We start from the raw sequence: 21,723 nt of genomic DNA, 5'->3' as shown, positions 1-21,723 counted from the left end.
ATGGCTGTAACGGTGAAAACCTTTGCCAGTGCCGGCGAGGCCGCCGGGGCATTATCTTCGGATCGCAGCGCCCGCTATCTCGGCGGCGGCACGCTGGTGATGCGGGCGCTCAACGAGGGCGACGTGTCGGTATCGACCATCGTTCGCGCCAGCGACCAGGCGCTGACCCGGATCGACGCGTCGGGCCCGCGCGTCACGCTGGGAGCCGGCGTCAGCTTCGCGCGCGTCCTCGCCGAACGCGACCTCGCCTTCCTGCACGCACCCGCCCGTTCGATCGGAGGCCCCGCCGTGCGCAACATGGGCACGGTCGGCGGCAATCTCTTCGCGCCGAACCCCTACGGCGATTTCACCGTGGCGCTGCTGGCGCTCGACGCAACGGTCGCGGTGCAAGGCAGCTTCGGCGCCCGTGACGTCGCGATCGAGGAGTTCCTGCAATCGCGCGAGCGGCAGTCCGGCGCGCTGGTGCTCTCGGTCTCCTGCACCCGACCGGCGAGCGCTGAGGCCTTTCGTTATCGCAAGGTGGCCCGCATCAAGCCGAAAGGTGGCTCGGTCATCACGCTGGCCGCACATCTGCCGGTCAGCGGCGGCCGCATTGCCGGCGCCCGGATCGCGCTGGGCTCGATGGCGCCGACCCAGATCCGTGCCAAGGGAGCGGAACGTGCGCTCGAAGGCCGCTCGCTGGATGCCGCGACCATCGCGGCGGCCGCATCCGCAGCGTCCGAGGGAACATCGCCATCCGACAACGCGCTCAGCAGCGCCTGGTACCGCCGCGAGATTGTCGGCGTGCATCTGCGCCGTCTGCTGTCCGGCCAGGAATAGACAGGGACCGCCATGTCCAAGACGCCTCTGCAATTTCGTCATAACGGCCGCGACGTCGCGATCTTCGTCGATGGCGGCACCAACCTGCTGGTCGCGCTGCGCGAATTGATCGGCGACATGACGCCGAAATTCGGCTGCGGCCAGGGGGGCTGCGGCGCCTGCAGCGTTCTGGTTGACGGAGAAATCCACCTCTCCTGCCTGACGCTGGCCGAGGCCGTTGCCGGCCGTTCCGTCGAAACACTGGATGGCATGAAGCAAGGCCCGAATCTGCATCCGCTGCAGCGGTCGTTCGCCGATCATTTTGCCGCCCAGTGCGGCTATTGCACGCCGGGCATGCTGATGGCCGCAAAGGCGCTGCTCGACCGCAATCCCTCCCCGAGCCGGGCCGACGTGATTGAAGCAATCTCCGGCAACATCTGCCGCTGCACCGGCTACGAGCCGATCATCAATGCCATCCTCGCCGCCGCCGGCGGCCGGGCCAGCGCCTGAGGTCAAACCATGCTCGAGTTACGCAAGGACATCTTCGCCGACGAGCGCGACGACAATCTCAAGGAGATCGGCAAGGGCACACAGCGCCAGGACATGCTCGGCCACATCACGGGCACGTCGAGCTATTTCAACGATCATATGCTCCAGGGCATGCTGCACCTGAAGGTCGTTCGCTCGACCCAGGCCCATGCAAGGCTGCGCCGCATCGATACCACGGACGCAGAACGCTCTGCCGGCGTACGCCGGATCATCCGCGGCAGCGATGTTCCGGTCAATCTCAACACGCTTCTCAGCCTGATCAATTTCGGCAAGGACGACGAGCCGTCGCTGGCCGTCGACAAGGTCCGCTACAAGGGCGAGCCGATCCTCGCCATCGTCGCCGACAGCGAACGTGAGGCCTTCGAGGCCATTGCAAAGGTCAAGGTCGATTACGAGCCGCTGCCGACCGTGTTCGACGTCGAGGACGCGCTCAAGCCCGGGGCGCCCGTGGTCAACGAGACCTATCCGAAGAACGCCTTCATCTATCACGACGTCTACGATCACCAGCGTTTGCGGTTCGGCGACGCCGATGCAGCGCTCGGCAGTGCCGACCACGTGCTGGAACAGCGCTACCAGATGTCGCCGATCGAGCATGCGCCGACCGAGACCAATGGCGCGATTGCCGCGCCCGACACCAATGGCCGCTACGTCGTCTACACCTCGACCCAGGCGCTGTTCTTCTCAGTCGACACCTGCGCCAAGATCCTCGACGTCCCCTCCAACACCTTCCATTTCATCGGCGGCACCGTCGGCGGCGGCTTCGGCGGCAAGGTGGATACCCTGACCGAACCGCTCGCGATTCTCGGCGCAATGCTGACCGGGCGTCCCGTCCGCTACGTGTTCGGGCGCGAGGAGGAGATGCAATACGGCCCGCCGCGTGGCGCCGAACGCATCTACATCAAGGACGGCGTCATGCGCGACGGCCGCATCGTCGCGCGCAAGATCCGCGCCTATTTCGACAGCGGCGCTTACACGCGACTATCCAGCTATGCCGCCGTGAAGTGCGCTGCGCATCTGCCCGGTCCCTACACCATTCCGAACGTGCACGGTGACGTCTATTGCGTCTTCACCAACCGCACGCCGGCAACCGCGATGCGCGGCTTCGGCGTTACCGCGATGGACTTTGCCATCGAGTGTCAGATGGACAAGCTCGCAAACCTCGTCGGCATGGATCCGATGGAGTTTCGCATCCTCAACGCCTATCGCGACGGCGACATGAAGGCCCATCGCCGCGAGGCCAAGAACACGGCACTGATCGAATGCGTTCAGGTTGCCGCCGAAAAGGCCAAGTGGCCGATCCGCGACGAGTTCAGGCGTGCCTCCTCCCGCAAGGATGGCGGCGGCAGCCGCGCCGCGATCCCGCCGACCCCGACGGATTCGCGTAGCCGGCCCGCCGCGCCTGTACAGCAGCGCACGACTTATGATCGCGCGCCGGTGAGCGCGACGCGGGAACCGCCGCGCGAGCCGCCGCCGCCAGCACCGCCACCCCCGCCGCCGCGCCCGGCCGCCCCATCGCACGGCGCGACCCGGTTCTCGTCCGTGTTCGGCACCAGGAGACGCTGAGATGACGAGGCATCGCGGACGCGGCATGGCGTCGATCAACTATCCCATCGGCATGAACCTCGGCGGGGATCCCAGCCAGGCGCTGGTTCACTCCAATCCAAGCGGCAAGTTCACTGTGGCGCTGTCGTCGATCGATCTCGGCCAGGGCATGAAATCGGTGACGCGGCAGATCTGCGCCGAGACGCTCGGCGTCCCCGTCGAGGACGTCTATGTCGACACGGCGGACTCCGACACCGGCCCGCACTGCATGGGCTCGTTCGCCTCGCGCGGCACACATCGGGTCGGCAATGCCGTAATGGCTGCCGCCCGCGAAGCGCGCGGCGTGATGATGGAGGCGGCGGCCGAGGAACTGGAGGTCAACGCCGCCGATCTCGACACCGACGGGCGCGGGAACATTCACGTCAAGGGCGCGCCCCATCGCTCGATCTCGACCAAGGACGTCGCCATCGCCGCGCAATTCAAGCAGGGCAAGACCATCTCCGGTCGTGGCATCTTCCTGGTGCCGCTCTCCAACGTCGATCCCGAAACCGGCGAGATGTCGCCGGCGACCTGCTATGCCCATGCCTGCCTCGTTGCCGAGGTCGAGGTGGATGATGAGACCGGCGAGGTCGCGATGGTCCGCATGGACTCCGCCTATGAACTCGGCCGTGCGCTCAACCCGCGTCTCGTCGAGCAGCAACTGGTCGGCGGCGCCTGGATGGGCGTCAGCCACGCGCTCTACGAAACGCCGGAGCCGTATTATCCCGATCCCGCTCACGGCCCCCGCGACTTCGTCGAATATCTGATGCCGGGCCCCGGCGACATCTGCCCGCACGATATCGCAGTGCTTGAGCGGCCTGCCCCTGATGGTCCGTTCGGGGGGAAAGGCCCCGGCGAGATGTGCGCCAACCCCGTCCTCCCGGCCGTTGCGAACGCGATCTTCAACGCGGTCGGCGTGCGCATCGACGAGCTGCCGATCACCCCCGAAAAGGTGCTGCGCGCGATCAAGGCGCAAGGCGGCGCGCGGCCGCAGGCGCGGCGCTAGAGGATCGGCCGTGGCGGTTCGCAGCAACATCGTCGGCATCGACAGCCCGGAGGCGCTGGGGAAGGCGCTGCGCGCGGCCTATTACCTCGCCGACGAGGGCCTCGCGACCGCCGCCTATCTCGGCCTTGCCCTCGGCAAGCCGCTGCTGCTGGAGGGCGCGCCGGGCGTCGGCAAGACTGAAGCGGCCAAGGCGATCGCCGCCGTGCTCGGCCGCCGCCTCATCCGCCTGCAATGCTATGAGGGCATCGACGCGTCCGCTGCGCTCTACGAATGGAACTACCCGCGCCAGATGCTGGCGATCCGCCAGGCCGGTGACGAGGGCATCGACATCTACGGCGAGACGTTCCTGATCGAGCGGCCGATGCTGGCGGCGCTCCGTGCGCCCGATTCCACTGTGCTGCTGATCGACGAAATCGACCGCGCCGACCAGGAGTTCGAGGCGTTCCTGCTCGAATTCCTCTCCGACTTCCAGATCTCGATTCCCGAGCGCGGCACCGTGCGCGCGGCGGAGCGCCCCGTGGTCGTGCTGACCTCGAACCGGACGCGCGACCTGCATGAAGCCCTGCGCCGCCGCTGCGTCTATCACTGGATCGACTATCCGACCGCTGAGCGCGAAGCGCGAATCATCATGATGCGCGCTTCCAGCGTGGCTGAAGCCACGGCCCGCGCGGTCGTCTCAGCCGTCGAAAGGCTGCGCCGCGAGCCGCTGAGCAAGGCGCCGGGGATCGCCGAGGCCGTCGACTGGGCCGAGGCGGCGACGCTCCTTCACAAGGGCGGCGCGCGGTGGCCGGACGCATTCAAGCGGTCGATCGGCGTGGCGCTGAAGGACGAGGAGGACCTTCACTTCATCTCGCCGCGGCTCGATGCGATGCTGGCGGAGGCGACCGCATGAGCACCGAGCCGCAGCTCCCGCGCGCCGCGCGCGTCTTCGTAGCCTTCGTTCCACTGCTGCGCGCGAACGGCTTTGCCGTGGCGCCTGAGCAGACCACGACGTTCCTGGCGGCGATCGAGCTGCTCGGCCCCGGCAGCCTCGCGGATATCCGACAAGCTGCACTGGCGACGCTGGCTCCGCCGCCCGAACGTCGCGCCACCTTCGACCGGCTGTTCGATCTCCACTTCCGCGGCAGCGAGGCGATTACGCGCGACGACGAGGGGGAGGACGACGAGACGGTCCGGCTCCAGGAAGAGGGCCGCGGCGACGAGGAGCCCCTGCTCTCCGACGAGGCGAGCGAGTCCGGACTCACCGCGACCCGAAGCGAGGCCCTGGTCGAGCGCCGCTTCGGGGCCACGCCGACCCTGGACGCGCTACGCCGCCTGGCACGCGAAGCGCCGCGACGTCTGCCACGGCGGCGCGGCCACCGGCGCATGCGCGCCCGCCGCGGACCTTTTGCCGACCTTCGCCGCACCTTGCGCGACACCGTCCGCAGCGACGGCGAGATCCTGCGGCTCGGTCAGCTCAAGCGGCGGCAGCGGCCACGCAAGATATTGCTGCTGATCGACGTCTCGGGTTCGATGAAGAGCCGCACCGAGGAGAACATGAAGCTCGCGCATGCGCTGGTGCAGGCGGCCCCCAGTGTCGAGGTCTTCACTTTCGGCACGCGGCTGACGCGGATCACCCGCCCGTTGCGGATGAAGCGTCGCGAGCAGGCGTTGAACGCGGCCGCCCACCTCGTCAGCGACTGGGACGGCGGCACCCGCATCGGCGACGCGCTGCAGGCGTTTCTCGCTGTTCCCCGCTTCGGCGGTTACGCGCGCGGCGCCGCCGTGATCGTCGTCTCCGATGGGCTCGAACGCGGCGAACCCGACGCGCTTCGCGATGCCGTCGCGAAGCTGTCGCGCCGGGCCTGGCGTCTGAGCTGGCTGACACCGCTCGCCACAAGCCCGGCCTTCCGCCCCCAGACGGAGGCGCTCGTCGCCATCGAGCGCTTCGTCGATGACCTCGTGGATGGCGGCTCGAGCGCGTCGATCGTGGCGCATATTCTGGTGTTGGGAAGAAGGAGAGCGGCGTGACCGATATTGTCGACGGACATCATCATATCTGGCGGCAGGCCGACCTTCCCTGGTTGATCGGCCCCATGCAGCCGCGGATCTTCGGTCCCTACGAGCCGATCCGGCGCGATTATCCGATCCAGGAATATCTCGACGATCTCAAGGGCACCGGCGTCACACGCTCGGTCTATGTGCAGACCAACTGGGCCAACGACCGTTTCGAGGACGAGGCCGCCTGGGTGCAGCAGACCGCCGACGAGCGCGGCTGGCCGCACGCGATCGTCGCCTACGCCAATTTCGCCGTCGAGGACGTCCGTCCCCAGCTCGATCGCCTCAAGCGTTATCCGCTCCTGCGCGGCGTGCGCATGCAGCTGCACTGGCACGAGAACCCGCTCTACCGTTTTGCAGCCCGCCGCGATCTCTGTGCCGATCCAATGATCCGCCGCAACGTCGCACGTCTCGCCGACTATGGCTGGAGCTTCGATTTGCAGGTGTTCACCCCGCAGATGCCGGAAGCCGCCGAGCTGGCCGACGCCTGTCCAAAGGTGACCTTCATCCTCCAGCATGCCGGCATGCCGGAGGACCTCTCGCCTGCAGGCCGCGCCGCCTGGCGCGCCGGCATGGCGCGGCTTGCGGCCTGCCCGAACGTTGTGTCGAAGCTTTCCGGGCTCGGCACCTTCATCCATCGCAACGATCCTGCACACATCGCCGCCGTGCTCGCCGACACAGTTGCGATCTTCGGCGCCGAGCGCTGTCTGTTCGGCTCCAATTTCCCGATCGAGAAGCTATGGACTAGTTATCGCGAGCTCGTCGATGCGTTTCGCGCTGCGGCCGCACCGTTCAGCCCGGCGCAGCAGGACGCGATCTTCAGGACCACCGCGACGCGCGTCTATCGGCTTTGACAGACAAAAAACAGACGAGGGAGGGCAACGAATGGCGCTGGAGATCAAGATCCTGGACTATGGCGATATCGAGCTGGAATCGAGCTTCCTGGTGCTCGGCCGCGACTGCGGCCGCACCCGCCGCGTCCTCACCCTGGGCTTCCTGATCCTCGGCGGCAAATATCCGGTCGTAGTCGACACCGGCTATCGCTCCAACCAGATCATGGAGACGCTGGGCATGCGGGGCCTGCAATACCATGAGCACATGATCGAGAACCAGCTCGCGCGCCACGGCGTGCGCATGGGCGATGTCCGCTTCGTCTGCCATACCCATCTGCACATCGACCACGCCGGCAAGGACGATCTGTTTCCGATGAACACGACCGTCGTCCTCAATCGCAAGGAGCTCGAATACTCCGTCTCCGGCCTGATGCACCCGCAATATCCTGCGCCCGACATCAAGCACCTGATCGACCGCCTGCACACCAAGAGCGCGCTGCGCTTCCTCGACCTGGAGATCACCGGCCCGATCGAGCTGATGCCGGGCGTCTATTGCGACGCGGCCAATGCCCACACCGAGGGCTCCATGAACATCATCGTCGAGACCGCCGACGGCATCGCCACCATTTGCGGCGACGTGATTTATGATTTCAACGACCAGATCGTGACGCCCTTCAACGAAATCCACGATTGGGAGCCGCGCACCACCGGCAACCACGGTACCAGCAAACGCGCGGAAAAGGCGGCGATCAAGAAGCTGCTGAGCAGCTCGCGCTATCTCCTTCCCGTGCACGATCGTCCCGCCAAGATCGAAGGCGGCCATGTGGTCGGGCGGCTGCATGACCAGGTCCCCGGACCGATCGTGCAGTCCCTGCCCCCGCGCAACTGGTTTCCGGCCTGACGCGATCTCTGAGGACATCGACCGATGACGCACGTCACCTTGCGCGCCGAATTCGAGACCCTGATCGACCCTTATGCGCCGGTCGCGCAGGTCGGTACCGGCTTCGACTTCACGGAGGGGCCGATCTGGCATCCGGTCGATCATCATCTCCTGTTCTCGGACATGCCGGCCGACGTGCGGCGGCGCTGGGACGCGCGGCGCGGCGTCGTCGAGGTCAAGCGCCCCTCCAACAAGTGCAACGGCATGACCTACGATGCCGAGCTCAACCTGATCGTCTGCGAACACGCGACCTCCTCGCTGGTCCGCGAACGTCCGGACGGACGACGCGAGGTGCTGGCTTCGCATTTTGGGGGACAGGAGCTCAACAGCCCGAACGATGTCTGCGTTCATTCGTCCGGCGCGATCTATTTCTCCGACCCCTGGTACGGCCGCATGCCGGTCTATGGCGTCGAGCGGCCGCGACAGCTCGGCTTTCAGGGCGTCTATCGCCTCGTGCCCGGCAGCGAACCGAAGCTCGTCGTCGACCGCAACCTGTTCGACCAGCCGAACGGGCTGTGCTTCTCGCCGGACGAGAGGCTGCTCTACGTCAACGACACCGTGCAGGCGCTGATCCGCGTCTTCGACGTCGATGGTGACGGTTCGCTGTCGAACGCGCGCGTGTTCGCGAGCGGCATCCGCTCCGAGCTCGAGCCCGGCCTGCCCGACGGCATGAAGTGCGACCAGCACGGCAATGTCTGGGTGACCGCGCCCGGCGGCATCTGGGTCTATTCGCCGCACGGCGAGCTGCTCGGCAAGGTCCGCGTGCCCGAGCTCGTCGCCAACCTCGCCTGGGGCGGGCCGGATTTCCGCACGCTGTACCTGACCTCGACCCATTCGGTGTACGCGATCCCGACCAAGGCCGGCCCGCGGCACGAGCCCCATATGAACGGCCGGCGAAGCGGCAGTGGTGCAACGCCAAGCTTCGCGCCGGCGGCACCCATTCTCGCCGAGGGCGAGATGCGGCTCGATCCGCAGCGCTGCGCGATGATCATCCAGGACCTCCAGAACGACGTCGTCATGGACGGCGGCGCCTTTGCCGAGTCCGGCGCTCCCCAGCACGCACGCCAGCAGCATGTGATCGAGAACGTCCGCCGCCTCGCCGAGACCGCGCGCGCCCGTGGCGTCGCCATCATACATGTCTGGTTCATCGTCGAGCCCGGCGCACCCGGCGTCACGCTGAACGCGCCGCTGTTCGAGGGCCTCGTCGACAGCAAGGCAATGGTGCGCGGAAGCTGGGGGGCGGCGCCCGTGTCCGGCCTGGAGCCGCGGCCCGGCGACTTCGTCGTCGAGAAGATGCGGATGAGCGCGTGGGAGGGCACGCGGCTGGAGACGATCCTCAAGGCAACCGGTCGCGACATGATCATCAATACCGGCGCCTGGACCAACATGTCGGTCGAGCACACCGCACGCACCGGCGCCGACAAGGGCTATTTCATGATCGTTCCCGAGGATTGCTGCTCGACCATGAATGCCGACTGGCACAATGCCTCGATCAACTTTGCCATGCAGAACGTCGCCGTCGTGACCAGGGCGGATACGGTCATCCGGGCGCTGGGATGATGCACAGTGCCGAAGCTCCTGCACCTCTCCTGCTCGCCCCGCCCCGATTCAGAATCGGGTGCCTGCGCGCAGGTTTTCCTTGATCGGTTTCGTCAGCTCCATCCCGATTGGGACATCGACGTCGCGGACCTCTGGCGCGAGCGGATGCCCGATTTCGCGGGTCCGATCCTCGAAGCCAAATATGCCCGCATGAACGGTCAGGGCTTCAGCGATGCTCAACGCGCCGGTTTTGCCGAGGCCGAGCGCATGGCGCTGCGCCTTTCACTCGCCGATCGCGTACTGATCTCGACGCCGATGTGGAACTTCGGCGTTCCCTACAAGCTGAAGCAGTTCATCGACATCATCGTCCAGCCCGGGCTCACCTTTCGATTCGATCCGTCGCAGGGATATATCCCGCTGCTGAAGGACCGGCCGACGCTGGTGGTCCTCGCCAGCGGCAGCGATTTTTCCACCGGCATGAACCGCGGCCGCATCGATATGGCCACGCCCTATCTGCGCGAGGTCCTGCGCTTCATTGGCATCAGCGACGTCCGTTTCGTGGCGATCGGCCCGACCACCGGACCGCGGCCATCGGTCGAAGCCGCCCGGGAACGGGCCTCTAAACGCCTCGCTGCAATGGCTGCAAATTTCTAATGAAGGACAGAGAGCGACGATGCCCCTTTCGAACCGAAGCGCGGCGGAACGCAAACTGGCAAATGACGCTATCGAGGCTCTCATTGACGTCGCGCGTACGATGCCCGTGAAAGGCCATCCACTTCTCGATCCGGCGCAGGCCCGAACGTCCCAGCCCCGGCTGCGCGAGCAGTTCGGCCCTGGTATGGAGCGAGGCAATCTCGAGGAGATAGCTCATGCGGGTCACCGGCTCTTTGCCGATCAGCGCCGCAAGCGGGCTGTGAACCAATATGACTGCAATTCTCTCCGGCAAATGGCTGTGGCTTTGCTCGAAGGCCTTCCTCACGGTCAGTTCCACCCGAACCTGCAAACATTCCAAAGATCGTTCTAAGAACACCTCTACCAGAGCCATCCGGCGTTGTCCCAGCTGTACACGCCTTGGTTGATCTCGATTAGACAAGTTCTAGATAGACCGCGCTCCAAATCGATATTGGAACGCGGCAAATTGCGCCGGTCGGACATCGCGAATGCGAGGAGATGAGGCAACTGGAGACGGGATACGGAGCATTTGCACGTGCGTTCTCGGCTGGGCTCGCAGGCGAGGCCTTCGTTTGGTCGATCGCCGTCAAATCTGCCGCCCCGCCTGCCCAGCTGCGCCTGCGATCCCTGCCGGATCCCTGCATCGTGGGTTCAGGCGAGTTCCAGAGTCCATGGGAGATTCTCTTGTGGCTTGGCGCAACACATGGCTTGCGCTGCGAGGCGCACGGCAACCATGCGGCACCCCGTGCCGACGAAGCGAGAAAGCTGCTCGACCCCGAGGAATCCAGCCGGCTGGCGCGATTTCTCCACGTGGAAGACCGCATGAGCTATCTTGCCGCACACGCCGGCGCGCGCCTGCTGTTGGGTGCCCTGACGGGACGAGCAGCCGATCGACTACGGTTCGCGACTTCGCCGCTGGGCAAACCCCGGCTCGTCGGCAGCGCCAAAGGCTTCGACTTCAGCCTGAGCCATGCCAGAGGCGCGGTCGCCGTCGCAGCGGCCTACATGCCGATCGGGGTCGATATCGAGCCGCTGCGCCAGATGTCCGATCTGGACGAGATGGTCGACATCGCGTTGTCGCCGGAGGAACGCAAGACGCTCGCACGAACGCCGGAGGCGCTGCGCTCCCGTCTCTTTCTTCGCTACTGGACGTTGAAGGAGGCGATCCTCAAGGCCGCAGGCGTCGGCCTTGCGGTTTCGCCGCACACCTTGATCGTCGATGCGGGCCCCTCTCCGGCCGTGCTCGCGGTGCCGGAGGCACTTGGTCCGGCAGAGCAATGGCGCCTGATCACCGCGAGCTAGGCGATGAGCTCCCGGCGCGAGATCGTCGAGAGCAGCGATTCCGCAATCTCCTGGGACCGCATGGCAATCACCGACAGCAGCGTGTCGCTCAGGCCGTGCGAGGATTCCGAATATCCCTGGAGATGGATCTGCGGCCGGAATGCCGGGCTGGTGACGAGCCTGTAGTTGCGATCCAACGCCGCATCGCGAATGTAGCGGCGGACCGGATCGAGAAATCCGTGCGGCGTTTCCCTGTCGTATCCCGTCGCCAGGACCACGACGTCATAGGTCGAACGGCGGCTTTCGCCACGGAATTTGTCGACCAGGCCGAATTCGATACCGTCCGGTCCCACGTCCACGTTCGTAATCTCGCTGCGGGGACGCAACACGATCCTTTCGTCGCCACCGACGCGCTGCTGGTAGAGCAACCGGTACAACTGGTCCAGCAGGTCGGAATCGACCACGGCATAATTCGTATTCCGAAAGTTGCGGACGATTGCGTCCCGCCGCTCGGCGGGCTGCGTGTAGACGAAGTCGGTATAACCGGGGTTGAAGATCTCGTTGACGAAAGGGCTGCTGTCGGACGGCTTGAGGGCGTGGCCGCGAAAGATCAGATCGATGTGCGCCTCGGGACGTCTGCCATGGAGGTCGACCGTCACCTCGGTCGCGCTCTGTCCGCCGCCGACGATGGCGACGCGCGCTGCCCGACCTTGCGGGACGACGCGCTCGATCAGGTCGAGATAGCGGCTGGAATGCAGCAGCCTGCGATCGTCATGAGCCTTGGCAAACACCTGCGGGACATAGGGCTGGCCTCCCGCCGCGACCACGAGGTTTCGTCCAAGGCGCACGGTCTCTCCGCCGGCGAGCGAGCGTGAATGCACCCGCAGCGACGTCACCGTCTGCCCGGCCGTCACCGGCTCGACGGCGACGATGGTTTCACCGTAGGCGGACTGCGACTTGAAATGGCCCGCCACCCATTGGAGGTAATCGTTGAACTCGACCCGGCTCGGATAGAACGTGCGGCAGTTGATGAAATCCAGCAAGCGGCCGCGCTTGTGCAGGTAGTTCACGAAGGTGAAGGGACTGGTCGGATCGCGCAGCGAAACTAGGTCCTTGAGAAACGATATCTGCATGTCGCTGCCCGGAAGCAGCATGCCACCATGCCAGGTGAAATGCGGCTGCTTCTCCACGAACAGCGGCGCGCATTTTTGCCGCGAACGCTTCGCGCATTCGTCCAATGCGATGGCGAGCGCGAGGTTGGAAGGTCCGAATCCGACGCCGATGACGTCGTGCTCGATCGCAAGTTGAGACATGAAACCGCGCTCCGCTCGCGCTTTTAGGACGAGACCGCCGGACCGGCAGCCGCCGGAAGCCAGAGCCGATCGCCGAAGAAGCGTTCGCGCAACAGCATCACCAAGGTCGCGCGCTTGTGGGGAAAGTCGAAATTCTTGATCCTGGCAAAGCCCGAGCGTTCGAGATTGCGAAGCTGCTGGGAATGCGCCGCCGCCGGCTCACCGACGATCCGCTGCGTGCGGCAATCATCGAGGAACATGTAGTGCATCAACGAAGGCAACCACGCGCTGATGTAGCGCCCCCCGCGAAAGACGTCCTCGCCCACGACCACGTGCCATCCCCGGTCATAGTCGTCGGCATCATAGAACGGCGCGATGCGGTTTTCCTTGGCCCAATAGAGCTCGAAATAGCCGAACGGTTCATCACCGAAGCAGCCTATCAGCGGCAGCATGTGAGGATCGGCCAGGATGCCGGCCAGATATCGTCGATGCTTGTCGAGATCGCCCGCCTCGTTCCAAAACGCATCGACGCGGGGGTCATTCATCCAGCGATGCAGCAAATGGAGGTCGTTCTCGAGGTCGGCCACGCGAAACGAGATGACCTGCGACAACCAGGGGATGAACCGGCCGTACACTTTTCCCGTCGGCTTTGCGGCGCGTCGCGGATGTCGCTTGCCGTCCGTCATGACGTGGAGTTGCGGCAACGGCGGTCGTTCCGGGTTCACCAGCCAATTGTCGCGCCGCTGCATGACCAGCTCGGGAAGCAGCACCGGCTGCCCCTCGGACATGATGGCGAGGCCGCCATCGATCAGCTCCCGCGCAAGCGAGGCTCTACCGACGAAATGCAGAACGAGCCGATCGACACCCGGCCGCCAGGCGAACAGCGCCTCGGCCGATGCAGACACGGCCCGTACCGCAAGCTCACGGTCGTCAGACGCGTTGAGGACCTCGAGGTGATCGACGCGCTCTCGAAGGCGAAGCTCCAGTGCCGTCACGTCGCGGGCAACGACGCGAAGCCGATCGTCCTCCTGGGAGACGGTCAGAGCGGAATATGGGCCGACCGGAAACGCACGAGGTCCGGTCCCGGAATCCGAAGCCTTGTTCATCCGGCCCTCGCATCTCGATCATCGCTGAGGCGTGGTGTAGATCACTCGCGTACAGGCTGACAAGAAATGCGCGCACACGCAGATTAGATTCTCTACAAATCTGACAACCTGTCGCAAAGCGGATCGCAAGCCGTCGTTTGCGTGCGACAAAAGCACCAGCAATTCGCTACAATGTGTCTAAAGCGGCGCGCCGGTTGGAACCGCGGAAGGCCCCGCAACGTTATCGCTCCTCGCCTCGCTTGCGACGATCTTGCCCCCGCGCAGGCGCACCAGATGATCCGCAATCCCGAAATAGCGATCGTCATGTGAAATCACGATGATGGTCTTTCCGAGACGCTTCAGATCGGGCAGCAGCTCCGTGTAGAAGATGTGGCGGAACGCCGGATCCTGATCCGCGGCCCACTCGTCAAATACGAGAACGGGGCGTTCCTCGAGCCACGCATTCATCAGGGCCAATCGCTTGCGCTGTCCGGTCGACAGATCCGTCGTCGTAAACACGCCGTTTTCGACCGAGACCTTGTGCGCGACCTCCAACCGCTCGAGGTAGCGCTCCGCGACATCGGGAACCACGCCGTCTCCGCGGATGAGATCTTCGAAAAGATAGTAGTCGGAAAAAATGGTCGTGAAGAGCTGGCGGTAATCGTCTCGCGTCTCCGTCAGGACGGGAGCGCCGTCGCGTAGCACCGTGCCGCCATGCGGCGCATAGAGGCCCAGCAACAGCTTGATGAGCGTCGTCTTTCCGCTGCCATTTTGTCCCACGATGAAGACGATGTCTCCCTGCCGGACAAGCAGATCGACCGGCCCAAGGATAAAGGGCTCACTGCCCGGTACGGCGCGAAAAGCATAGGTCACGCCGCGGAGCTCGATGGATTCGATTGCAGTCTTGCCCGGCGCAGTGGGAGCAGTGACCAGCAGATCGTGCTCGGGAGTCGAGAACTGCTCCGAGAGCTCCGCAATGCGGCGCATTGCGACCTGGGCGCGCCCAAGCGCCGGCAAAATGCCGATGACCTGATCGATGGGTCCGCGCATGTAGAGCAGCACCAGAACGAAGCCGCTGGACACCGCGGCGGGGCTGTCGGGCCACAGGAACGGGCGCAAGGTCAGAGCGACGCCGATCACGACGAAGAACAGCATCGTCCCGAACGCCCGCGCCGTCACGAACAGATTGATCGACCTGATCTGCACCGAGCTGATCCGGTCGACGGTCTGCTGGAGCTGCTCGACATAGACGCGCCGGCGCCGGACGCGATTGAGACGCAGCTCCTTGGCGCCCTCGGCGATCGCCCGATACTGCTTGTGCAGCTGATCTTCCGAATCGCGCGCCACGTTGAAGCCGTGGACGCCCCGGGTCCTCGCATATCCATGCGCGAGCGACCCCAGGACGATGACGGCTCCCGTGATCAGGAAGAGAGGCCACGACAACACCGCCAGGTAAACCATGCAGCCGAGCGCGATCACGAGCGACACGAAGAAGGACGAAAAGAAGAACGCGAAATCGCTGATCGTATCCACGTCCTGCGTGAGAACCGGAATCAGGCGATGCGTGCGGTAGATTTCGAGCTGATCGATCGGCGCGGCCAGGATCCTGGCCGCCAGCGACTTGCGAAGCTCGGCGATGATCCGCTGCCCGACGTAATTGGCGCTGATGTCGGCTCCGATGGAACCGATCAGGATCAGGAGGCAGAGGCCCGCGAACGCGAGGAGCAGCGTGACGACGTCAGCCTGCGTGGCATAGAGTCCACGATTGACCACCGCGAGCAGCGCCGCGACGCTGGCGCCGCCCACCACACCCAGAACGACGCCGCCGAGCACGAGCGGCCAGTAGGGCCGCAGGAGATGCAGGATCTGCGCCGTCAGGCCGCTTGGTGAGTTCATCATGAGAGCCGCGCTGGAGAAGACCTGGGCGAACCTATACGGCCCGTCAGCATCAGAACAAGCCGTGCCGATGCGATGCGCATACATGATGGCGGCACCGCACTTCCAGCGCTTATTTTCTCCGCTCTTTCGATGGATTCTAATTTGGGATCGGCAATGCCTTTAATATGATGCGGGTAGTACCGCTTTTGCATCGCAGCCGGCGAGCGAGCAGGATTTTGATCCAGCGCCGTGCCAGGCCGCGACATCCGGACATCGAAGCGCTTGCAGGCCAGCATCGGGCAGGCCCGATGGAGAATGACTTTGGACCCGCTTATCTCCGAAACCCGCATCGCACTTCCCGATGCCGCCGGCCTTGCTGCACGGATGATCGATCATCTCGCCGAGCACGACATCGCCTTCGAGGACCGGGATGGCCTCATGGTGGCGAAACTGCCGTTCGGCAGCAGTTCCCTCGCCGTCGAGGCCGACGCGCTCAAGATCCGCGTCGAGGCCGACGACAAGGGCAATCTCGAAATGCTGCGTTCGGTCGTCGCCTCGCATGTGATCGAGTTCGCGGGCGACATTGCCCCGACCATCATCTGGTCCGGCCATGAATCCAACGGCGGCACACTGGCCAACTTCCGGGAAGTGCGGCTGAAGGCCGCGATCACCCTGACGCCGCACATGCGCCGGCTGACCTTCACCGGCGAGGATATCGCCCGTTTCGTGAATGACGACGACCTTCACGTGCGGCTGTACTTCCCTCCCGAAGGCCTCGCCAAGCCCGAATGGCCGTGGCCCGCCCCGGACGGACGTATCCTGTGGCCTGAGCCCGACCGCCGGCCCCTTACCCGCTATTACACGATCCGCCGTATCGACCTGGAGAGCCGCGAGATCGATATCGACTTCGTGGTCCATGATCACGCCGGACCTGGCTCGGCGTTCGCCGTCAACGCGAAGGCCGGCGCCATCTGCGGCATGGCCGGCCCGCTCGGCCGAGCCATTCGTCCGGCGCGCTGGCTGCTGCTGGCGGGCGATGAAACCGCCCTGCCCGCCATCGCCCGAATTCTCGAGACGCTGCCGGCGACGGCGACGGGCGAAGTCTTCATCGAGGTCGCCGACCGGGACGAGGAAGTTCCGCTGGTCGCGCCGCGCGGCGTCGCGATCCGCTGGCTGCATCGCGCGGGCCGGCCGGCCGGGACGACGCAGCTGCTGGTCGACGCCGTCAAGGCGGTGCAATGGCCGGACCATCGGGAGGTCTTCGCCTGGGTCGCATGTGAGGCGCAGGCGCTGAAGGCCTTGCGCGATCATTTGCGCGACGAGCGAAAGCTCGCGCGCGACCAGCATCTGGCCGTCGCATATTGGAGCCTGCGCCAACCATGACGTTCCAACAGGCGCAGCCGGGCGAAGCAGCGCTCGCCTTGCCGACCGATATCGCGCAGGCCTCACCCAATGTACCGGCACCCTTGTTCGAGCTCGACCAGGTCGGCTTCGCGGTGGCCGGGCGCGCGTTGCTCGAACCGCTCTCCTTGTCGCTTCCCGCGCGCAGCGTCGTCGGCCTGATCGGGCATAACGGCTCCGGTAAATCGACCTTGCTGAAATTGTTGGCGCGCCAGCAGCCAAGCTCGTCAGGAACGATTCATTTCGAGGGCCGCGCGCTGCGCGCCTGGAGCGATCGGGACTACGCCCGCAAGGTCGCCTACCTGCCGCAGCAGACGCCGCCCGCCGCCGGCATGCTGGTCAAGGAGTTGGTCGCACTCGGCCGCTATCCCTGGCACGGGGCGCTCGGCCGGTTCGGCGATATCGACCGCGAGAAGGTCGAAAGCGCCATGGCGTTGACCCATATCGAGCCGTTCGCGGACCGCCTGGTCGATACGCTGTCGGGCGGCGAGCGCCAGCGGGTCTGGATCGCCATGCTGGTCGCGCAAGATGCCGAATGCCTGCTGCTCGACGAACCGACCTCGGCGCTGGACATCGCCCATCAGATCGAGGTGCTGTCGCTGGTCAAGCAGCTCGCTCGCGAGCGCAATCTCGGCGTGGTCGTCGTGCTCCACGACGTCAACATGGCTGCCCGCTTCTGCGACGAGATCATCGCGCTCCATTCCGGCAAGCTGATTGCCCGTGGCACGCCGGACAAGATCATGACGCCCGCCGAGCTCGAAACCATCTACGGCATCCCGATGGGCGTAATGCCGTCACCCGATCACGGCCATCTCATCAGCTTCGCGCGGTAAGCGCCGTCAACCGCGCTGCGGCCGCAGCAGCCAGATGAGATAGGGGCCGGCAAGCATCATGGCGAAGATCCCGGCGGGCATCTGGAACGGAAAGATCACCATGCGTCCGGCCCAATCCGCCGTGACCATCAGGATCGCCCCGATCAACGCGGCCAGCGCGGCTTGATGCAGCGCGCGCTGCGCCCCCATCATCCGCGCCATGTGCGGCGCGATGAAGCCTACCAGGCTCAGAAGACCCACCATCAGCGTCGCCGTTGCCGTCAGCAAGGCCGTCAGCAGCATGATGATGATCCGGCTCCTCACCAGCGAGATGCCGATCGAACGTGAAGTCGCCGGTCCCAGCGGCAGGATGTCGAGCCAGCGCGACAGCATCGGCACCATGATCAGCAGAACGAGCGCCGCGGCGGCGAGGATAGCGGCTTCGGCCGGACCGATCTGGTAGAGCGAGCCGGTGAGTAGCGACAGCAGCGTGCCGATGCGCGGATCGCCGGTGGCGAGCGCCATGGCGATGATCGCGCCGAATGCCGCGCTCATGGCGACACCAGCCAGCAGCACGCGTTCCGGACTGAACTCGGACCGGCGGCTGAACAACAGCACCAGCGCCAGCACGATGAAGGCGCCGATCCCGGCCGCCGCGATCTGCGCCAGCCGCGTGTGAGCAGGAAAGAGATAGAGCAGAACGATCACGCCCATCGCGGCGCCATAGCTGATGCCCATGACTTCCGGCGCGGCCATCGGGTTTCCGGTCATCCGTTGCAGCAGCGTGCCGGCGACCGCCAATGTCGCACCCGCCGCCAGCGCCGACACCACGCGCGGCCAGCGCCATGGCCAGAATTCCTGCAAGCCGGACAAACCGCTCCAGTGCCAGCCGTCGGAGCCGACACCCAGGGCGAGCGCGATCCAGACGGCGAGAAGCAACAAGGCGAGAGCAAACAGGGTCACGCGCCAGGGGTGGTCGAGACGCGGCGGAGTGGATGGCGTGAGGTTTCCCATCGGCATGGCGGACCGCAGCCGCGGCAGCAACAGGAGCAACATGGGTGCGCCGATCAGGGCCGTCACAGCACCGGCCGGCATTTCGCGATAACCGGGCGGGATCAACAGCACGAGCTGATCCGTCAGCCACAGCAGCACGGCGCCGCACAGCGGCGCCCAGATCAGCCGGTCGCGGAAACGGCGCGCGCCCGACAGCATGACGATGGCCGGCGCGGACAGGCCGATAAATCCCATGACGCCGACCACGCTGACGACCGACGCGCTGAGCGCGATCGCGATGACGAGCGCGAAGACCCGTGCTCTCGTCAATCCGAGGCCCAGATTGCGCGCGGTCTCGTCGTCGAAGCCGAGCAGGGTCAGCGGACGAACCATCGCCGCGATCAGGACGATCGAGATCAGCAGCCGCGGCGCCAGGAACGTGACGTTGCTCCAGTCCTGCTGATTGAGGAAGCCCGCGCCCCAGATGAACAGGCCGATCAGATATTCGTGGTTGAGCAGCACCAGCGCCTGGGTGGTCACGGCGCAATAGTAGCTGACGATCAACCCGGCCAGAACCAGGATGACAGGCGACAGCGCTCGCTTCCAGGTCAGACCGAATACACACAGGAATGCAGCGAAGCCGCCGAGCAACGCGATCCACTCGCGGCCGAAGACCAGCAACGAGGGTGCCCACAGGGTCGTCACAGCCAATGCGAGATAGGCGCCATTCAGGACGCCGAGAGTGCTTGGTTCGGCAAGCGGATTGCGCAGCACCTGCTGACAGACGGTGCCGGCGAGGCCAAGGGCTGCGCCGGCCAGCAGCGCCACCGCGATGCGCGGAAACACGGTGTAATGCACCAGCATCTGCTGCGGATCGGTGACCTCGGGCTGCCATAACACCGGCAGCCATGCGCCCGCGGGCAGATATCCGGACAGATTGCGCCAGGTGAGCGCAGCCGCGGCCGCCACCAGCAACCCGATCAGCACCGCCGGATTCATGTTGAAGCCGGACCGGGCCGGCAGCGCCTCAACCTTGCTCATGGCTTTCCCGTGGCAGACGTTCGGCGAGAAGCCGAGCGAAACGTTCCGCCGCCGGCACGCCGCCATAGAAAAACTGATTGTCCAAAACCGTCAGCCGATGCGACCGAAGGGACGGCAGGGTCCGGAGCACCGGGCTTGCCTTCAGCAAGGCCTCGACGTCGGCGACGCGCGAGGTCATCAGCACCAGCCGCGCGTCCGGAACCGCGGCGAGCACTTCGAGCCCCACACTGGTGTAGCCCCATGGGCCGCTCTGCCCGGTCCAGGCGTTCTTCAATCCGAACTGATCGAGCACCTCCTGATAGAGGCTGTTCGGGCCGAACACGAGCGCGCGGTTGCGCGCGATCTCGCTGACGAGGTAGAGCGGCTTGCCGCCGCGATCGCGGAGCCGCTCACGATAGCCGGCCATGGCGACATCGAAGCGCGCGAAATAGGCTTCGCAGGCCCCCTGCACCCCGAGACGCTTGGCAAGCTCCATCGTCGAACGTCGCGCCGTGTCCAAAGGATGCCCGCCTGGCCTGAAGATCGTGAACATCTCGACCGGCGCGATCAGCTTGAGCCGGGGGACGGCGGCAGCGATGCTGGGATCGATGATGATGATGTCAGGCGCGAAGCTCTGCAGCAGCTCCAGATTTGGCTCCGAGCGCAGGCCGATCTCCTGCACGCCGGACGGGACGGCGGGCTCGACGACGAGCCGGCCATAGCGCTCGATCTCGGGAATCACCAGCGGCACGACGCCGAGCGCCAGTATCGTCTGGGCGCAGGCCCAGCCGAGCGCGGCGACGCGGGGCCCGGATCGCGATCCACCGGTTTGGGCAAATGCCATCGGCCATGCACCGGCAAGCGCCGTGCCTCCGATCGCCGCGCCCGCGCCGAGAAAGGCGCGGCGGGACAGCCTGTGGTCTGGGACAAACGTGCTCATGGAATTCGGTTGGGGAGCCCCTTGCAGAGCGGCCGCAGGATAGCGACAGTCATGACATACCCTCGTTCGCGCCGCATTTCCATATCATGCCGCCCTTTCTCCAGCGGCGCGAAAGGCATCTGCGAGCGCCTGCCCGATCGCCGCCCTCGCGTGCAAGGCATCGGCCACGACATTCCCCATGCGCAAGAATTCATGGATCATGCCGGGATAGACGCGCATGTCGACGGGGACGCCGGCCGCGCTGAGGCGTGCCGCATAGTCACGCCCCTCATCCACCAGAGGATCGAACTCGGCGAGGACGATGAATGCCGGCGCCAGACCCGACAGATCGTCCGCGGCAAGCGGTGCAAAGCGCCAATCGTCGCGATCTGAATCATCACGCAGATATTGCCGGAAGAACCAGTCGACGGTGCCGCGCTCCAGGAGATGGCCGGAGCCATATCTTTCGTAGGAGGCGGAGGTCTGTCGCGAGCTGAGGCCGGGATAGGCGAGAACCTGAAGCACGGGCTGCGGAAGGCTCGCATTTGTCTTCGCCTCAATCGCGAGCGCAGCGGCAAGCGTCCCGCCGGCGCTGTCGCCGCCGACGGCCACGCGGCGCGTATCGAGTCCGATCGCGTGACCTTCGCGGCCAATCCACGCCAGCGCATCGGCTGCATCCTCGAAGGCCTTCGGAAACTTGTGCTCAGGCGCAAGCCTGTAGCCGATCGACAGCACGGCGGCGCCACTGTCCTCGACGAGACCGCGGCACAACGGCTGATGCGAATCGAGGCTGCCGACGACGAAGCCGCCCCCGTGCATATAGAGGAGGACCGGAACAGGACTGCGATCGCTCGGCGTCTCCCTTGCGTACAGCCGCGCCTCGATCATCGCGCCATCCCGCGTCGGCAGCGACAGACGCCGCTCGCAGGCAAGCGCCGGCGGGTCGACATCGAGCAGCGGCGAGGACGCATCGAAATCGGCGCGGGCCTGCATGGCGGTCAGCTGTGGAAACGGAATGCGCGCGCCGCTTTCGGTGCCGGCCTGCACCATCTCGAGCAATGCGGCGATATCTGGATCAAGGCTCAAA

At 65.5% G+C, this 21,723-nt stretch carries 20 protein-coding genes; 13 read left to right on the top strand and 7 right to left on the bottom strand.

The window, feature by feature from the left end:
* From HAP40_RS14610 to HAP40_RS14565, 10 genes are read left to right on the top strand one after another with little or no spacing between them, the layout of a single operon-like run.
* Complete coding sequence (locus HAP40_RS14610; protein WP_166817146.1) at window positions 1–819, top strand: FAD binding domain-containing protein; 819 nt, start codon at window positions 1–3, stop codon at window positions 817–819.
* Window positions 820–831: 12 nt separating this feature from the next.
* Window positions 832–1,308 (top strand): (2Fe-2S)-binding protein, encoded by a 477-nt coding sequence (locus HAP40_RS14605; protein ID WP_166817147.1) that lies wholly within the window; start codon window positions 832–834, stop codon window positions 1,306–1,308.
* A 9-nt stretch (window positions 1,309–1,317) separates the two neighbouring features.
* The gene (locus HAP40_RS14600; RefSeq protein WP_166817148.1) at window positions 1,318–2,910 is read left to right on the top strand and encodes a xanthine dehydrogenase family protein molybdopterin-binding subunit; all 1,593 of its coding nucleotides are present in this window, start codon (window positions 1,318–1,320) and stop codon (window positions 2,908–2,910) included.
* A gap of 1 nt (window position 2,911) precedes the next feature.
* Window positions 2,912–3,934, top strand: a complete 1,023-nt coding sequence (locus tag HAP40_RS14595) for a xanthine dehydrogenase family protein molybdopterin-binding subunit (RefSeq protein ID WP_166817149.1) — start codon at window positions 2,912–2,914, stop codon at window positions 3,932–3,934.
* Between the two features lie 10 nt (window positions 3,935–3,944).
* Window positions 3,945–4,826 (top strand): AAA family ATPase, encoded by an 882-nt coding sequence (locus HAP40_RS14590; RefSeq protein ID WP_166817150.1) that lies wholly within the window; start codon window positions 3,945–3,947, stop codon window positions 4,824–4,826.
* A complete protein-coding gene (locus tag HAP40_RS14585) occupies window positions 4,823–5,944 on the top strand; it encodes a vWA domain-containing protein (protein ID WP_166817151.1) in 1,122 nt (373 codons plus the stop codon). The genes HAP40_RS14590 and HAP40_RS14585 overlap by 4 nt, the downstream gene beginning before the upstream one ends.
* Entirely contained in the window at window positions 5,941–6,825 is an 885-nt protein-coding gene (locus HAP40_RS14580) for an amidohydrolase family protein (protein WP_166817152.1), read from the top strand. Before HAP40_RS14585 ends, HAP40_RS14580 begins: the two co-directional genes overlap by 4 nt.
* A gap of 31 nt (window positions 6,826–6,856) precedes the next feature.
* Window positions 6,857–7,705: an MBL fold metallo-hydrolase gene (locus HAP40_RS14575; protein ID WP_166817153.1), complete on the top strand. Its 849-nt coding sequence runs from the start codon at window positions 6,857–6,859 to the stop codon at window positions 7,703–7,705.
* 24 nt (window positions 7,706–7,729) lie between these two features.
* A complete protein-coding gene (locus HAP40_RS14570) occupies window positions 7,730–9,304 on the top strand; it encodes an isochorismatase family protein (protein ID WP_166817154.1) in 1,575 nt (524 codons plus the stop codon).
* A gap of 6 nt (window positions 9,305–9,310) precedes the next feature.
* Complete coding sequence (locus tag HAP40_RS14565) at window positions 9,311–9,937, top strand: FMN-dependent NADH-azoreductase (RefSeq protein ID WP_166817155.1); 627 nt, start codon at window positions 9,311–9,313, stop codon at window positions 9,935–9,937.
* On the opposite strand, the gene HAP40_RS14560 is transcribed toward HAP40_RS14565, so the two are convergent.
* Window positions 9,903–10,328 (bottom strand): hypothetical protein, encoded by a 426-nt coding sequence (locus HAP40_RS14560; protein WP_166817156.1) that lies wholly within the window; start codon window positions 10,326–10,328, stop codon window positions 9,903–9,905. The genes HAP40_RS14565 and HAP40_RS14560 overlap by 35 nt on opposite strands.
* 311 nt (window positions 10,329–10,639) lie before the next feature.
* Between HAP40_RS14560 and HAP40_RS14555 the strand changes: the two genes are divergently transcribed.
* Window positions 10,640–11,257, top strand: coding sequence for a 4'-phosphopantetheinyl transferase family protein (locus tag HAP40_RS14555; RefSeq protein ID WP_166817157.1), 618 nt, complete (start codon window positions 10,640–10,642; stop codon window positions 11,255–11,257).
* Here HAP40_RS14555 and HAP40_RS14550 read toward each other — a convergent pair.
* From HAP40_RS14550 to HAP40_RS14540, 3 genes are all read right to left on the bottom strand, one after another.
* Window positions 11,254–12,549, bottom strand: coding sequence for a lysine N(6)-hydroxylase/L-ornithine N(5)-oxygenase family protein (locus tag HAP40_RS14550; RefSeq protein ID WP_166817158.1), 1,296 nt, complete (start codon window positions 12,547–12,549; stop codon window positions 11,254–11,256). The two genes, HAP40_RS14555 and HAP40_RS14550, sit on opposite strands and share 4 nt — an antisense overlap.
* 23 nt (window positions 12,550–12,572) lie before the next feature.
* Complete coding sequence (locus HAP40_RS14545; protein ID WP_166817159.1) at window positions 12,573–13,634, bottom strand: GNAT family N-acetyltransferase; 1,062 nt, start codon at window positions 13,632–13,634, stop codon at window positions 12,573–12,575.
* Between the two features lie 177 nt (window positions 13,635–13,811).
* Window positions 13,812–15,512 carry a cyclic peptide export ABC transporter gene (locus tag HAP40_RS14540; RefSeq protein WP_208024779.1) on the bottom strand — a complete coding sequence of 567 codons (1,701 nt, stop codon included), beginning with the start codon at window positions 15,510–15,512 and terminating at the stop codon, window positions 13,812–13,814.
* Window positions 15,513–15,773: 261 nt separating this feature from the next.
* Here HAP40_RS14540 and HAP40_RS14535 point away from each other — a divergent pair, with 261 nt between their 5' ends.
* Together HAP40_RS14535 and HAP40_RS14530 are read left to right on the top strand one after the other, a co-directional pair.
* Window positions 15,774–16,874 (top strand): siderophore-interacting protein, encoded by a 1,101-nt coding sequence (locus HAP40_RS14535; protein ID WP_166817160.1) that lies wholly within the window; start codon window positions 15,774–15,776, stop codon window positions 16,872–16,874.
* A complete protein-coding gene (locus HAP40_RS14530; RefSeq protein ID WP_166817161.1) occupies window positions 16,871–17,725 on the top strand; it encodes an ATP-binding cassette domain-containing protein in 855 nt (284 codons plus the stop codon). The genes HAP40_RS14535 and HAP40_RS14530 overlap by 4 nt, the downstream gene beginning before the upstream one ends.
* Window positions 17,726–17,731: 6 nt before the next feature.
* Here HAP40_RS14530 and fhuB read toward each other — a convergent pair whose 3' ends face one another.
* From fhuB to HAP40_RS14515, 3 genes are all read right to left on the bottom strand, one after another.
* Window positions 17,732–19,738: a Fe(3+)-hydroxamate ABC transporter permease FhuB gene (fhuB, locus tag HAP40_RS14525; protein WP_166817162.1), complete on the bottom strand. Its 2,007-nt coding sequence runs from the start codon at window positions 19,736–19,738 to the stop codon at window positions 17,732–17,734.
* On the bottom strand, window positions 19,725–20,657 hold the full coding sequence (locus tag HAP40_RS14520) for an ABC transporter substrate-binding protein (protein ID WP_166817163.1): 933 nt from the start codon (window positions 20,655–20,657) through the stop codon (window positions 19,725–19,727). Before HAP40_RS14520 ends, fhuB begins: the two co-directional genes overlap by 14 nt.
* Before the next feature lie 84 nt (window positions 20,658–20,741).
* Complete coding sequence (locus HAP40_RS14515) at window positions 20,742–21,722, bottom strand: alpha/beta hydrolase (RefSeq protein WP_166817164.1); 981 nt, start codon at window positions 21,720–21,722, stop codon at window positions 20,742–20,744.
* Window position 21,723: the final 1 nt, after the last annotated feature.

The sequence above is a fragment of the Bradyrhizobium sp. 1(2017) genome, assembly GCF_011602485.2.
Lineage (GTDB): Bacteria > Pseudomonadota > Alphaproteobacteria > Rhizobiales > Xanthobacteraceae > Bradyrhizobium.
Note: the sequence above shows the minus strand (reverse complement) of the source record. Positions and strands in the feature narration are given on the sequence as shown.

What these genes read in the sequence shown, in the direction of transcription:
- HAP40_RS14600 (WP_166817148.1), top strand. Translation starts at nt 1,318, where the DNA reads ATGCTCGAGTTACGCAAGGACATCTTCGCCGACGAGCGCGACGACAAT.
- fhuB (WP_166817162.1), bottom strand. Translation starts at nt 19,738, where the DNA reads ATGAGCAAGGTTGAGGCGCTGCCGGCCCGGTCCGGCTTCAACATGAAT.
- HAP40_RS14540 (WP_208024779.1), bottom strand. Translation starts at nt 15,512, where the DNA reads ATGATGAACTCACCAAGCGGCCTGACGGCGCAGATCCTGCATCTCCTG.
- HAP40_RS14545 (WP_166817159.1), bottom strand. Translation starts at nt 13,634, where the DNA reads ATGAACAAGGCTTCGGATTCCGGGACCGGACCTCGTGCGTTTCCGGTC.
- HAP40_RS14560 (WP_166817156.1), bottom strand. Translation starts at nt 10,328, where the DNA reads ATGGCTCTGGTAGAGGTGTTCTTAGAACGATCTTTGGAATGTTTGCAG.
- HAP40_RS14585 (WP_166817151.1), top strand. Translation starts at nt 4,823, where the DNA reads ATGAGCACCGAGCCGCAGCTCCCGCGCGCCGCGCGCGTCTTCGTAGCC.
- HAP40_RS14530 (WP_166817161.1), top strand. Translation starts at nt 16,871, where the DNA reads ATGACGTTCCAACAGGCGCAGCCGGGCGAAGCAGCGCTCGCCTTGCCG.
- HAP40_RS14610 (WP_166817146.1), top strand. Translation starts at nt 1, where the DNA reads ATGGCTGTAACGGTGAAAACCTTTGCCAGTGCCGGCGAGGCCGCCGGG.
- HAP40_RS14595 (WP_166817149.1), top strand. Translation starts at nt 2,912, where the DNA reads ATGACGAGGCATCGCGGACGCGGCATGGCGTCGATCAACTATCCCATC.
- HAP40_RS14570 (WP_166817154.1), top strand. Translation starts at nt 7,730, where the DNA reads ATGACGCACGTCACCTTGCGCGCCGAATTCGAGACCCTGATCGACCCT.
- HAP40_RS14605 (WP_166817147.1), top strand. Translation starts at nt 832, where the DNA reads ATGTCCAAGACGCCTCTGCAATTTCGTCATAACGGCCGCGACGTCGCG.
- HAP40_RS14520 (WP_166817163.1), bottom strand. Translation starts at nt 20,657, where the DNA reads ATGAGCACGTTTGTCCCAGACCACAGGCTGTCCCGCCGCGCCTTTCTC.
- HAP40_RS14550 (WP_166817158.1), bottom strand. Translation starts at nt 12,549, where the DNA reads ATGTCTCAACTTGCGATCGAGCACGACGTCATCGGCGTCGGATTCGGA.
- HAP40_RS14575 (WP_166817153.1), top strand. Translation starts at nt 6,857, where the DNA reads ATGGCGCTGGAGATCAAGATCCTGGACTATGGCGATATCGAGCTGGAA.